The sequence below is a fragment of the Paracraurococcus ruber genome (assembly GCF_004353985.1).
GTDB lineage: Bacteria > Pseudomonadota > Alphaproteobacteria > Acetobacterales > Acetobacteraceae > Paracraurococcus > Paracraurococcus ruber.
The window spans coordinates 1-12,968 of record NZ_SMOA01000018.1 but is presented as its reverse complement, the minus strand read 5'-3'; the positions used below and the strand labels follow the sequence as shown (position 1 = coordinate 12,968).

11 protein-coding genes are annotated in these 12,968 nt (G+C 74.7%); all 11 read right to left on the bottom strand.

The window, feature by feature from the left end; all coding sequences use genetic code 11:
• Positions 1 to 25 precede the first annotated feature (25 nt).
• Positions 26 to 925, bottom strand: a complete 900-nt coding sequence (locus tag E2C05_RS06105) for an NAD-dependent epimerase/dehydratase family protein (RefSeq protein ID WP_133218722.1) — start codon at positions 923 to 925, stop codon at positions 26 to 28.
• Positions 918 to 1,445 carry a dTDP-4-dehydrorhamnose 3,5-epimerase family protein gene (locus E2C05_RS06100; protein ID WP_133218721.1) on the bottom strand — a complete coding sequence of 176 codons (528 nt, stop codon included), beginning with the start codon at positions 1,443 to 1,445 and terminating at the stop codon, positions 918 to 920. The genes E2C05_RS06105 and E2C05_RS06100 overlap by 8 nt, the downstream gene beginning before the upstream one ends.
• Entirely contained in the window at positions 1,442 to 2,686 is a 1,245-nt protein-coding gene (locus E2C05_RS06095) for a class I SAM-dependent methyltransferase (protein WP_133218720.1), read from the bottom strand. Before E2C05_RS06095 ends, E2C05_RS06100 begins: the two co-directional genes overlap by 4 nt.
• Positions 2,683 to 3,738, bottom strand: a complete 1,056-nt coding sequence (gene rfbG / locus E2C05_RS06090; protein WP_240046609.1) for a CDP-glucose 4,6-dehydratase — start codon at positions 3,736 to 3,738, stop codon at positions 2,683 to 2,685. Before rfbG ends, E2C05_RS06095 begins: the two co-directional genes overlap by 4 nt.
• Positions 3,735 to 4,523, bottom strand: coding sequence for a glucose-1-phosphate cytidylyltransferase (gene rfbF, locus E2C05_RS34140; RefSeq protein ID WP_133218718.1), 789 nt, complete (start codon positions 4,521 to 4,523; stop codon positions 3,735 to 3,737). The genes rfbG and rfbF overlap by 4 nt, the downstream gene beginning before the upstream one ends.
• Positions 4,502 to 6,805 (bottom strand): O-linked N-acetylglucosamine transferase, SPINDLY family protein, encoded by a 2,304-nt coding sequence (locus E2C05_RS06080; RefSeq protein ID WP_158291971.1) that lies wholly within the window; start codon positions 6,803 to 6,805, stop codon positions 4,502 to 4,504. Before E2C05_RS06080 ends, rfbF begins: the two co-directional genes overlap by 22 nt.
• Before the next feature lie 279 nt (positions 6,806 to 7,084).
• A complete protein-coding gene (locus E2C05_RS06075) occupies positions 7,085 to 7,816 on the bottom strand; it encodes a glycerophosphodiester phosphodiesterase (protein ID WP_133218716.1) in 732 nt (243 codons plus the stop codon).
• Positions 7,817 to 7,903: 87 nt separating this feature from the next.
• Positions 7,904 to 8,842: an L-histidine N(alpha)-methyltransferase gene (gene egtD, locus E2C05_RS06070; RefSeq protein WP_133218715.1), complete on the bottom strand. Its 939-nt coding sequence runs from the start codon at positions 8,840 to 8,842 to the stop codon at positions 7,904 to 7,906.
• Complete coding sequence (gene egtB, locus E2C05_RS06065; RefSeq protein ID WP_133218714.1) at positions 8,839 to 10,050, bottom strand: ergothioneine biosynthesis protein EgtB; 1,212 nt, start codon at positions 10,048 to 10,050, stop codon at positions 8,839 to 8,841. The genes egtD and egtB overlap by 4 nt, the downstream gene beginning before the upstream one ends.
• Positions 10,051 to 10,600: 550 nt before the next feature.
• Entirely contained in the window at positions 10,601 to 11,746 is a 1,146-nt protein-coding gene (locus tag E2C05_RS06060) for a class I SAM-dependent methyltransferase (protein ID WP_133218713.1), read from the bottom strand.
• Between the two features lie 61 nt (positions 11,747 to 11,807).
• On the bottom strand, positions 11,808 to 12,968 hold a 1,161-nt coding region (locus tag E2C05_RS06055; RefSeq protein WP_456306480.1), incomplete at its 5' end, for an O-linked N-acetylglucosamine transferase, SPINDLY family protein.

The following is a 12,968-nucleotide window of genomic DNA, read 5'->3' as shown; positions in this document are numbered from 1 at the left end:
GAACGGCCCGCGGGCCCCTCGGGCGTCAGGGTCGTCGCTGCCCGGGCAGGAGCCCGAGCAGCGCGCCCTGCAGGTCGACGCGCTCCGTGAAGCCGACGTCCCGCCGCAATCGCGTGATGTCGGCGGTGATGAAGGGGGGCTCGCCCGGGCGGTCCGGCAGCGCGCCCAGCCGCAGCAGGTCCGGGCGGCCGGCGAGGCGCGCGATGGCCTGCACGAGTGCGCGGATGGCGAGGGGCTGGCCGGACGCGATGTTCACCGGCCCGGTCGCGGCACTCGCCGCCAGCGCCGCCAGGGCACGCCCGGCCTGCGGCGTCCCGAGGAAGTCCCGCACCGGCCGGCCGGAGGCGACCAGCGCCTCCCGGCCCTCCTGCAAGGCGAGCAGGACGGCGGGGACAAGCCGCTCGGGATGCTCGCCGGGCCCGAACAGGTGGAACAGCCGCGCCCAGGCCACGGACAGGCCGTATCGCTTCCCCAGCGCCGACCAGCGCGAGGCAAGCTCCGCCTTGGCGCGGCCATAGGGCGTGGCCGGCAAGATGCGGCGCGTCTCCGGCCAGGGCGTCGGGTCCGGGTCCTCCCAGTCGTATTCCGCGCAACTGCCGAGACCGACCAGCCGCCGGCCGCCCAGCGCGGCGAATTCCGCGCCCAGCGCGGCGGACGCCTCGACCCAGGCGGCATTCTCGGGCGCGGTCCAGAAGGCACCATGCGCCACATACCAGGCGGCATGCACCAGCACCGCCGGCCGCACCTCGCGCAGCAGCGCGCGCATCGCGGCCTCGTCGAGCAGGTCCGCCGCGTGCCACCGCGCCGCGCCGTCCCCCGGGCGGCGCGCCACCGCATGCACCTCGAAGCCGCGCGCCGCCAGCGGCGCCGCCAATTGCCGCCCAACGAAGCCGCTGGCGCCCGTCAGCAGCAGGCGTTCAGGCATAGCGCGGCCAGTCCCGGTCCCGGTCGGAGATCACCGCCGGCGCCGCCGGCCATGCGATGCCGAAGGCCGGGTCGTCCCATCGCACGCCGCGCGCCGTGCCGGGGACGTAGGGCGCGTCGATCAGGTACTCCAGCCAGGCATCCCCGGTCAGCGTCAGGAAGCCATGCGCGCAGCCCTGCGGGATGAACAGCGCATTGTGGCGCGCGGCGTCCAGTTCCACCGCCACCCAGCGCCGCCAGGTCGGCGAGTCCCGCCGCAGGTCCACCGCCACGTCCAGCACCGCGCCGCGCAGGCAGCGGATCAGCTTGCGCTCCACCGCCGGCGGGTCCTGATAGTGCAGGCCGCGCAGCGTGTGCCGGCGCGGATTCTCCGACAGGCTGATCTGGTACGGGCGGAAGTCCAGGCCGGCGGCGGCGAATTCCCCGGCGCACCAGGTCCGCACGAAGCGTCCGCGGGCATCCTCGGCGGGCTCCGCCCGCACCTCGACCACGCCGGCAATGGCGGTGGGCCGCAGGATCACGCCAGCCGATCCTGCACGCGCATCGCCGGCACCGCGACGGCCAGGCGGCCGCGATGGCCGGCACCGCGCAACTGCCGCGTCACCTCGGCCTCGATGTTCCAGGGCAGGATCAGGATGTCGTCCGGCGCCAGGGCCAGCAGCGCCTCCGGCGAGACCACCGGGATGCGGCTGCCCGGCAGCAAGCGCCCCTGCTTCTCCGGGCTGCGGTCGGCCACCGCCAGGATATCGGCGGCGGTGACGCGGGCGGCGTTCAGCAGCGTGTTGCCCTTGGCCGCGGCGCCATAGGCGCAGACCCGCCGCCCCCCGGCGCGCGCATCCGCCAGCCAGGCGCGCAGCCCGTCCAGCACCGCGCGGACGCGCGGCCCGAAGCCCCGGTAGAAGGCATCGGCGGACAGGCCGCGCGCCGCTTCCTCCGCCCGCACATCCAGCAGCCCCGCGCCGACGGGCTGCGCGGCGGCGGAGGCCAGCACGCGCAGGGAGCCGCCATGGGTCGGCAGCCGCTCCACCTCGAACACGCGCAAGCCATGCCGCGCCAGCGCCGCTTCCATCGCCAGCAGGGACCAGTAGGCATAATGCTCGTGGTAGATCGTGTCGAACTGCACGCCATCCACCAGCGCGACCAGGTGCGGCGCCTCGATCGAGACCACGCCCCGCGCCCCAGCCAGCAACGCCAGGCCGCCGATGAAGTCGTCCAGGTCAGGGACATGCGCCAGCACGTTGTTCGCCACCACCAGGTCGGCAGTGCCGCGCGCGGCCAGGATGTCGCGCGCGGCGGCACGGCCGAAGAAGCGCGCCTCGGTCGGTATGCCGGCGGCCTGGGCGATCGCCGCCACGTTCGCGGCCGGCTCGACGCCCAGGCAGGGGATGCCGGCGGCGACGAAGTTCCGCAGCAGGTAGCCATCGTTGCTGGCCACCTCCACCACGAAGCTGGCGGGCCCCAGGCCCAGCCGCGCGACCATCGCCGCGCAGAAGCGCGCGGCATGGTCCAGCCAGGTGGAGGACATGGAGGAGAGATAGGCGTAGTCGCTGAAGATCCCGCGCTCATCCACCACGGTGTCGAGCTGCACCAGGCGGCAGTCCTCGCAGACCATGCAGCGCAGCGGGAAGGCCGGGTCGGGCGCCGCGGCGCGCTCCGGCGGGACATAGCTGTTCGCCACCGCCATGGCGCCCAGGTCGCAGAATTCGAGCCCCAGCCTGCCGCCGCAGGCGCGGCAGGCGGTGACCGGGCGCGACCCGCTCATGCCGGCACCAGCCGGTCGATCGCCGCCAGCGCATGCGCCCGCGCATCCGCGCCGGCACGCCAGGTAGCATACCAGCGGGCGGTCTCGGCGATGGCCTCGGGCGTGGAGAGCGCCGGGCGCCAGCCGAGCACGCGCATCGCCAGGGTGGAGTCGAGGCCGAGCCGAGGCGCCTCCGCCATGATCGGCCCCTCCTCCTGCCGCCAGGCCACCGGCACGCCCGTCGCGGCCTGCCAATGCACGAGCAGGTCCCGCACGCGGATCTCGCCATCCAGCGGGCCGAAATTCAATGCCGACGGGGCGTCGGCCGTCGCCCCGGCCAGGCGTTCCGCCAGCATCAGGTAGCCGCGCAGCACGTCCAGCACATGCTGGAAGGGCCGGGTGGCGTCGGGGCGGCGCAGCAGCAGCGCCTGCCCCGCCATCTCGGCGCGGACCAGGTCGGGGATGATGCGCTGCTCGCCGAAATCGCCGCCGCCGATGACGTTGCCGGCGCGGGCGGTGGCGATCGGCGGCAGGTCCGCGGCGAAGCTGGCGCGCCAGGACTGCACGGCCGCCTCCGCCGCCGCCTTGGACGCGCTGTAGGGATCATGCCCGCCCAGCGGGTCGTCCTCCAGGAAGGCGCGGCCGGCGCCGTCGTTGCGGTACACCTTGTCGGAGGTGATGAAGACCGCCGCCGCGACGCCGCCCAGCCCGCGCAGCGCGTCCAGCACATGGATGGTGCCGGTGCAGTTGGTGGCGAAGGTCGCCGCCGGCTCGCGATAGCTGCGGCCGACGAAGGGTTGCGCCGCCAGGTGCAGCAGCAGGTCGGGCCGCGCGGCCCGCAGCATCGCCGCCACGGCCGCGCCGTCCCGCACATCCAGCCGGTGGTCGGCCTGCAGCAGCGGGGCGATGCGCAGCGCCTCGAAGGCCGTGGGCCCGGCATAGGGATCCAGCCCGATCCCGGTCACTTGGGCGCCCAGCCGGTGCAGCAGCAGGCAGAGCCAGCTGCCCTTGAAGCCGGTATGGCCGGTGACCAGCACCCGCCGGCCCCGCCAGAATTCGCGGCGCGGGGTCACCAGCACCGCCAGGGCGCGCGGCCCTCCGCCCAGAGGCGTTCCAGCTGGTCGCGGTCGCGCAGCGTGTCCATCGGCTGCCAGAAGCCGCGATGGTCGAAGGCCATGAGTTCGCCGTCCTGGGCCAGGGATCGCAGCGGGGCATCCTCCCATTTCGTGTCGTCGTCGGGGATGCGGTCCAGCACCCGCGGCGAGAGGACGAAGAAGCCGCCATTGATGGTGCCGCCATCGCCCGGCGGCTTCTCGGTGAAGCTGCTGACGGCGTCGCCGTCGCGGGCCAGGGCGCCGAAGCGGCCGGGCGGCACCACCGCCGTCACCGTCGCCTGCCGGCCATGCGCGCGATGGAAGCGCAGCTGCGCGCCGACATCCACATCTGCCACGCCGTCGCCATAGGTCATGCAGAATTCCGGCTCGTCCACCACATAGGGCGCGATGCGCCGCAGCCTTCCGCCGGTCTCCGTCGCCTCCCCGGTGTCGACCAGCGCGATGCGCCAGGGCTCGGCGGAGGGCCGCAGCACCTCCACCTTGCCGGCCGCCAGGTCGATCGAGAGATCCGAGGCATGCAGCCGGTAGTTCAGGAAATACTCCTTGATCATCCAGCCCTTGTAGCCCAGGCAGACGACGAAGTCGGTGACGCCATGCGCGGCGTAGATCTTCATGACGTGCCAGAGGATGGGCCAGCCGCCGATCTCCACCATCGGCTTCGGCCGCAGCGCCGTCTCCTCGGACAGGCGGGTGCCGCGGCCGCCGGCCAGGATCACCGCCTTCACCGCGCCACCTCGGCGCATTGCGCGTAGAAGCCCTGCACGAAGCGGTCGGCCTGGCCCAGCGGGTTGGCGCGGATCATGTCGCGCAAGCCGTGCCGCAGGGCACGCCGGCGGGCCCGGTCCTGCGCCAGCGCCGCCGCCGCCTGCACGTAATCCTCCACGCTGAACACCGCGAGGTCGCCGAGACCGGCATTCGACAGGTTGGAATAGCTGAGCCGCTCCGGGAAGCCGGGCCCGACCAGCGAGACGCAGGGCACGCCCATCCACAGCGTCTCGCAGGTGGTGGTGCCGCCGACATGCGGCAGGCTGTCCAGCGCGATGTCGATGGAGTTGTAGTGCGGCAGATGGGTGCCGCGCACGCCGATGAATTCCAGCCGGTCCGGGTCCACGTCACGCGCGGCGAAGCCGGCCCGGGCATTCTCGACGAAGGCCCGGGTCCGCGCCTCCGGCCGGACGAAGAGGAAGCGCGAGCCGGGCACGGCCCGCAGCACCGCCGCCCAGGCATCCAGGCAGGCGCGGGTGAATTTGTAGGGGTTGTTCATGGTGCCGAAGGTCAGGTACCCGCGGCGCTCCTCCGGCAGCGCCTCCTCGATCGGCACGGGCCGGAAGCCGACATTGCCCAGCGTCACCCAGGTCTCCGGCATCTCGAAGGGCTGCTCGATCAGCAGCCCGGGCTCGGACGGCTTCAGGTAGGGGTCGACCAGGATGTAGTCGATGCGTTCCAGCCCCGCCGAATGCGGGTAGCCCAGCCAGCTCGCGCCGATGCGGGCGGGGCGATAGGCCATCACCTGCAGCTTGTTCATCGCCGTGGTGCCGCCGAGCTCGAACAGGATGTCGAGCGCATCCTCGGCGATGCGCTCCGCCGCCTGCGCCGCCGGCAGTCGCGGCCACCAGCGGAAGCCGGTCACCTGCCGCTCGATATGCGCCTGCACGGCGTCCTTCTCGCGCTCGTAGAAGGAATAGCAGTAGACCTCGAAGCGGTCGCGGTCGAAGCGCTCCAGCAGCGGGATGGCGAAATAGCTGACGGGGTGGTCCCGCAGGTCGGAGGACATGAAGCCGATCCGCAGCCGCCGGCCCGTGCCGATCGCCGGCAGGGCCGGGACGGTCACCGGCGCGATCCCGCGTTCCTCCCGCTGGCCCCATTGCCGGTGCCAGGCGACGACCTGCCGCCGATCCTCCAGCGTCTCCACCCGCCCCAGCTCGTAATGCAGGGCGGCGATGTCGCCATCGCCCATCCAGCGCGGCGCAAGCTCCGCCAGCGTGCCGGTCGCGTCCAGCCGGTCATGGTCCAGCACGCGCATGAAGACGGTGCGCAGCGGCTTGGCATGGCGCTGCACACCGCCCGGATCGGCCGCCAGCAGGGCGCAGGCGCGCTCATAGCCTTCCTGGATATGCGCCGCCTCGTCGTCGTAGCGGCTGCGCGCCAGGTTCTCGACCAGGGCGGTGGCGAGCTGCAGGTTGCCCGGATTCGCCTCCACCCCCTGGCGCAGCGCCGCATTGGCGGCGCGCAGGTTGCCGTCGCCATGGATGCGGGCCAGCAGCAGCGCCAGCACCGGGTCGCCGGGGCTGGCGGCCGCCGCCCGCTCGGCGATCGCCAGCGCCTCCTCCCGCCGGCCGAGCTGCAGGCAGACCCGCGCCTGCAGCAGGTCCACGGCCGCGTCGCCCGGCCTGGCGCGGCGCGCCCGCTCCAGCGCCGCGAAGGCCTTCTCGGTCTCGCCCAGCAGCAGCAGCGTGCCGACTAGGTCGGTCCAGCCGTCCAGCCCGGCGGGTTCGAAGGTGACGCAGCGCTCGAAGCTCAGCAGCGCGGCGCGGGGATCGCCTCCGGCCCGCTGGGCGCGGCCCAGCAGCCGGTGCAGGTTGCCGTTCTTCGGCTCCAGCCGCACCCCGGCCTGGTAGGCTGCCACCGCCTCCGCGAAGCGGCCCAGCTGGTCGTAGGTGTTGCCCAGGTTCTGGCAGGCGGACGCGGCGCGCGGATCCAGCTTGCGCGCCTGCTCCAGCACCGGTAGCGCGTCCTGCAGCCGGCCGGCGCGCTTCAGCATCACCCCGTGCAGATTGGCCAGCGCGAAATCCTTCGGCCGCTTCGCCCGCACCGCGGCGGCGACCGCCACCGCCTCCTCCACCCGCCCGGCATTGCTCAGCGCCAGGGCCTGCGGCACGGCGAGCAGGAAGGGCGAGGCACCGGCCGCGATGGCCTTGCCGAAGGCCTCCGCCGCCTCCGCCGGGCGCCCGGTCTCGAGGCAGAGCTGCCCGAGCTGCTGCCACAGCCCGGCATCGCCCGGGGCCGCCGCCAGTCGCGCCCGCAACTCGGCTTCCGGCAGGCGGGGCGCGGCCGCGGCGGGACGGCCGGCGGGGGATGCCTTGGCGACTCCTGGGGCGGGTTTCTGCTGCGGCGTCATCCGGTCTCTCGCGGCGGGGGCGATTCGGTCATGCCGCCTCGCCGCCCGGCCCAGGTCTGGGCGCCGGCGGGTTCTGGGCAGCCGAGATTGCCAATGGCTTGATGCGCCTTGCCGGCGCCCCGAGGCCATCGCTGGTTCGCCTGCCGGTTTAGATCGCCGCCGCCTCGCGTCGCAACGCCCGCGGGCTCAGCCGCGCAGCCGCAGGGCCAGGGGCGGGTCGTCGGTGGCGATGGCATCGAGCCCCAGCGCCAGGCCGTGCCGGATCGTCGCCGCGTCGTTGGCCCCCCAGGCGCCGACCGCCAGGCCCGCCGCCCGGAAGCCCGCCACCGCATCCGCGTCCAATTCGCCGACCGGCAGCCCGATCTCCTCCGCCCCGCAGCCGCGTGCCAGGGCGACGGCGCCGGGCAGGCCCATGCCCCGAAAAGGCTTCGCCTCCAGCAACAGGACGCGCCGCAGCAGCCCGCCGGCGGCGGCGAATTCGGCCATGGTCAGGGGCTGGAAACTCATCGCCACGGTGCGGCCGCGCAGCCCGGCCGCGTCCAGCACGGCCAGGCAGGCGGGGACGATGCCGGGATAGGGCCGCCCCTCCCCGTCCGCCTTCACCTCCAGCCGCAGGATGCGGCCGGTCGCGGCCACCAGCGCCGCGGCCTCCGCCAGGGTTGGCGGCGGCTCCCCGCCGGTGCCCTTTACCCGCACCCCGCGCAGCGCCGCCAGCGACCGGTCCCGGACGGGGCCGCGCGCATCCGTGGTGCGGTCCAGCGTGGCGTCATGGATGACCACGACCTCGCCATCGGCCGAAAGATGCACGTCGAGCTCGAGCTGCTCGGCCGGCAGGGCCAGGGCCTCGCGGAAGGCGAGGAGGCTGTTCTCGGGCCAGAGGAAGGCGCCGCCGCGGTGGCTGGCGATGTCGGTCTGCATGGCGCCCGACTACCACATTTGCGAGGGAGGCTCTGCCTCCCTCGCGCTCCCGCCGCCGCAGGCCGGAAGGCCTTCGGAAGCCAGGGATCAGCCTTCCAAGAGCCAGACCGAGAACCAGGCCCGCTCGTCGGTCCACATCGTGGCGGCGCGCCAGCCGGCCGCTTCCGCCAGGCCGCGCAGGCGCTCGGGGCGGTATTTGTGGCTGTTCTCGGTGTGGATGGTCTCGCCCTCGGCGAAGCGGAATTCGCGGCCGGCCAGCCGCACCGTCTGGGCGCGTTGCGCCACCAGGTGCATCTCCACCCGCTCCGCCGCCGCATTCCACACGGCGCGATGGCGGAAGCCGCCCAGGTCGAAATCCGCCCCGGCCTCCCGGTTCAGCCGGCGCAGCAGGTTCAGGTTGAACCCCGCCGTCACGCCGGCGGCGTCGTCATAGGCCGCCTCCAGCACCGCCGCGTCCTTCACCAGGTCGGCGCCCAGCAGCATCCGCGCGCCGCGCCCCAGCGTCTCCCGCGCCCGGCGCAAGAAGAGGGTCGCTTCGCCCGGTTCGAAATTGCCGATGGTCGAGCCGGGGAAGAAGCCCAGCCGCGGCGCCGCGCCCAGCCGCGCCGGCAGGGCGAAGGGCTGCGCGAAATCCGCCACCACCGGCAGCACCGGCAGGCCCGGCCGCGCCGCGGCAATGCGGCTGGCCGCCGCCTCCAGCCATTCCGGCGCGATGTCCACCGGCACATAGGCGGCCGGCGCCGGCAGCGCGGCCAGCAGCAATTCCGCCTTGGCGCCGTCGCCCGGGCCGAATTCCACCACCGCCGCGCCGGGCCCGATCGCCGCCGCGATCGCATCCGCCTGGTCGGTCAGGATCCCCACCTCGGTCCGCGTCGGGTAGTATTCGGGCAACCGGGTGATCGCCTCGAACAGGTCCGCCCCCGCGGCATCGTAGAGCCATTTGCAGGGCAGGGTCTTCGGGACCGCGGACAGGCCCGTGACCGCGTCGGCGATCAGCGCGACCCGCTGGGCAGCCTCGCCGCTCAAGGCGCATCCTCCGCCAGGCGCACTGCGCTGAACTGCCAGCGGGCGCCGGGCGGGAAGAAATTGCGATAGCTCGGCCGCGCATGGCCGGGCGGCGTCGCCAGCGACCCGCCGCGCAGGACCATCTGGTTGATCATGAACTTGCCGTTGTACTCGCCGACCGCGCCCTCCCAGGGCCGGAAGCCCGGATAGGGGAGGTAGGCGCTGTTGGTCCATTGCCAGCCGATGCCGGTGGCGTCGCGGAAGCCGGGCAAGGCGCTCGCCACCTCCCATTCCTGCTCCGTCGGCAGCCGCTTCCCGGCCCACCGCGCGAAGGCCTCGGCCTCGTACCAGGAGATGTGGCGGACCGGCGCCGCAGGGTCGAGCGGGCGGAGGCCATTCGGCGTATACTGCATCCAGCCCTCGCCGCGCCGGTGCCAGTGCAGCGGCGCCTCCCAGCCCTCGGCGGCACAGGCCGCCCAGCCCTCGCTCATCCAGAGGGTCGGGGTGCGGTAGCCGCCCTCCGCCATGAAGGCGAGCCAGGCGCCGTTCGACACCAGCCGGTCCGCCACCCGGCAGCCGGCGACCCAGGTCCGGTGGCGCGGCGCCTCGTTGTCGAAGGCGAAGCCCGGGCCGGCATGGCCGATCTCCGCCAGCCCTTCCGGCAGGGTGAGCCAGCCGGCCTCGCCGGTCGCCGCCGGCGGTTCCCGCCAGTCGGGGTCGTAGGGCGGCAGGAGCGGATTCTGCGACAAGGCGTGCAGGATGTCGGTCAGCAGCAATTCCTGGTGCTGCTCCTCATGCTGCAGGCCAAGCTCGACCAGCACCGCCGCCTCCGGCAAGGGGTCGCGCAGCAGCGCCGCCATGCCCTCGTCGACATGCGCCCGATAATCGGTGACCTCGGCGGCCGAGGGCCGCGTGAGCATCCCACGCCGCGGCCGGGCATGCCGCGGCCCCGCCGCCTCGTAGTAGGAGTTGAAGAGGAAGCCGAACCGGTCGTCGAACCGCCGATAGCCCGCCAGGTGCGGCACCAGCAGGAAGGTCTCGAAGAACCAGGTGGTATGGGCCCGGTGCCACTTCGCCGGGCTGGCATCCGGCATCGACTGTATGCATTGGTCCTCGGCCGAAAGCGGCGCGGCCAGCGCCTCGGTCCGTCCGCGCACCGCGGCGTAGCGCGCGGCCACGGGCGCGCTGCCCGCCCTGCCGGCGGGGCCGCGGGTCTGGATCAGGTTCATGCCCCCTCCTGCTCGTTCCGGCTTGCTCGGGACGGAAAGCGATCCGCCGTCCAAGGTTCCGCCAGCCATCCTGGCGTTTCGCGGCGCCGCGGCAACAGGTTAGCGCCGGGCGGGACGCGGCCCGGACCGAGCATGTGGCGAGGGTCGCGGCCCTGGCCAGCCCGCCGAAAGGCGGGGGCGGCCAGCCCAGCCCCGGCACGGGTCACGGGCAAATGAGCCTGCCGCGGCGCCCTGGCGGCACGGTGGCGGGCGGCGATCCGCATTGCGGTCCCGACCCCACGGCACCGGCCGCCCCGCCCGGGCAACCGCTCGTGCCGCGCGGGGGGGCGTGCAGGATCCCATCGCCCCGCGGCCGCGCTGTCGGCGCAGCCGGCTCCGACCCATGCCGGGGTGCGGCGCCCGCATCCGGCTGCGGGCGCGGGCCGCGCGGGACCGATCCCGGGCTGCCCCCCTGGGGCCGGCATCCCGGACCCGCGGGCCGACAGCATGGCGCTGACGCGCCGGACCTGCCGATCCTGCCCGTCGGCCCTTTGGCCGGCCGGCGCGTCCCTCAGTCGATGCGCAGGCCCGGCAGCGGCTCGGCGATGCGGCCCGGCGCGCCGGGTTGCCCGGCCAGCGCCGCCCGCACCTCGGCCGCCGGGGTGCCATCCAGCACCAGCAGGAGGTCGGGCTGGGCCACCGCCAGCGCCGCCGCCGGCCAGACCGGCACGGCACTGCCCGGCAGCAGCAGCCCGGCCGCCGCCCCCGAGGGGTCCACCGTGCCGGCAAGCAGCCCGGGCCCCAGGCCGCAAGCGGCCGCCAGCGTCGCCGCGGTCGGGCCGGCCCCGAAGCCGGCGACCCGCCGGCCCTCCCGCCGCGCCGCCACCAGCAGGTCCAGCACCGCCAGCCGGGCCTCCGCCACCTGCACGGCGGCGCGGGCATAGGCCGCCGATCCCTCCAGCCCCGCCGCCCGCTCCTCCGCCCGGCGGGTCAGCACGCTGCCGCCGATCGGCTTGGTCGCATCCTCGGCATGCCTGACCAGCAGGCGCAGCCAGCCGCCCGGCGCCGGCAGCGTCTCCAGCGCGAAGGGCACCAGGTCGTGCAGCCCCAGCATCATCTCCGCCACCAGGACGGAGGGCAGCAGGCGCAGCGCATGGCCCAGCCGGTCGAAGCGGTTGCCGCGCAGCCAGCCGAGCAGGTCCGGCAGGTCGAAGACCGCGACGCCGCCCGGCGCCAGCAGCGCCCGCACCCCGGCCAGCGCATCCGCCGGGTCGGATGCGGTCGCCAGCACCGGCCCGGCGAGGAGCAGCACCGGCGGCGGCATCGCTTCCCGCAGGGCCAGCGCGGTGCGCGCCCCGGCAGGCACGGCGCGGGCCGGGATCGCGCGGTCGCGGAAGGGGCCGAGGCAGGCAGGATCGAAGGCCGCCACCGGCGTGCCCGGGCCGAGCCGCAGCCGCGTGGCGATCAGCCCGGCGAAGCCGTGCTGCGGGCCGAGCGGCGGCAGCGGCGCGGCAACCTCCGCCCCCGGCGTCTGCACCAAGCGGCAGTCGGTGCAGACCAGGGCGCGCAGCGGGGCGCAGGCGAGCGGCCGCCCGGCCGCGGCCGGCGGCACCGACGCCAGCGACAGGGGCACAAGGCCGAGATCGGCCACCTGTTCCTGCAAACCGGCGCCGCAGACCCGGCAGGCCGGGTCCGCGCCATGCGTCGTCCCGTCCACGCGGCCGGCTCCTGGGCGATGGGCTTCCTTTGCCTAAGCCCCGAGCCGCCCGGGCGTTGCATCACGGTGGCGTTGCCGCATCGCACCATTCGCCCCAGGCGCGGCGCAGCGCCTGCGCCAGCGCCGGGCCGAAGTGTGCCGCATCGGTCAGCGGCGACGCCGCCACCCTGTCGCGCAGCCCGGCCCGCAGCGCCGCCAGCGCCGGCAGGTCGGACGCCCGGGCGATGGCCGCGGCGACGTAGGCTTCGGCGTCCGTCACCGCCCAGTCCGGCAGGCCGACATTGCTGAGATGGCTCAGCGCATGCCGCCCGCAGAAACTGTCCCCCGCCAGGGTCAGCACAGGGACGCCCATCCACAGCGCCTCGCAGACCGTCAGGCCGCCGGTATAGGGAAAGGGATCGAGGGCGATGTCGATCCCGCCATAGGCGGCCAGCAGCGCCTGGTGCGGCACCCCGCCTTCCAGCACCACGCGGTCCGCGGGCAGGCCGAGCCCGACCATGCGGGCCAGCACGCGCTCGCGCGTCGCAGTCTCTCCCAGGGCATGGGTGCGGAGCACCAGCCTCGCCTGCGGCAGCGCCGCCAGGATCCGCGCCCAGGCCGCCAGAACCTGCGGCGTCACCTTCGCCAGGTTGTTGAAGCAGCCGAAGGTGACATGCCCGCGCGCCAGGGCCGGCAGCGGCCCGACCGGCGGCGCCTCCGGCGGCGGCAGGTAGCAGACATAGCCGTCCGGCAGCCGCAGTAGCCTCTCGGCGTAGAACCGCTCGAACCCCGCCGGCGTCTCCCAGCGGTCGGTCAGCATCCAGTCGATGCAGCCCAGGCCCATGCTGGCATTCTGCATGCCCACCCATTTCACCTGCACCGGCGCCGGCCGCTGCTGCAGCACGCCCGGCCGCCCGCCATCGCCATAGCCGCCGAGATCGAGCAGGATGTCGACGCTGTCGGCCGCGATCTGCGCCGCCAGGGCCGCGTCATCCAAGTGCCCGACATCGCGCCACAGGCCGCAGCGGGCGCGGAACCGCGCCGCCAGCGCATCCTGCCGCGGCTTCAGGGCATAGGCCGCCAGCTCGAATTCCGCCTCCGGCAGCGCCTCCAGCCCCGGCAGGGTCAGCCAGCCCACCGGGTGCTGGCCCAGCCCGCCCGAAAGCAGCCCGACCCGCAGCCGCCGCCCCCGGTCGCGCGGCCGCGCCGGCGCCGGCGGGGACGGCCCAAGCCGCGCCGCCAC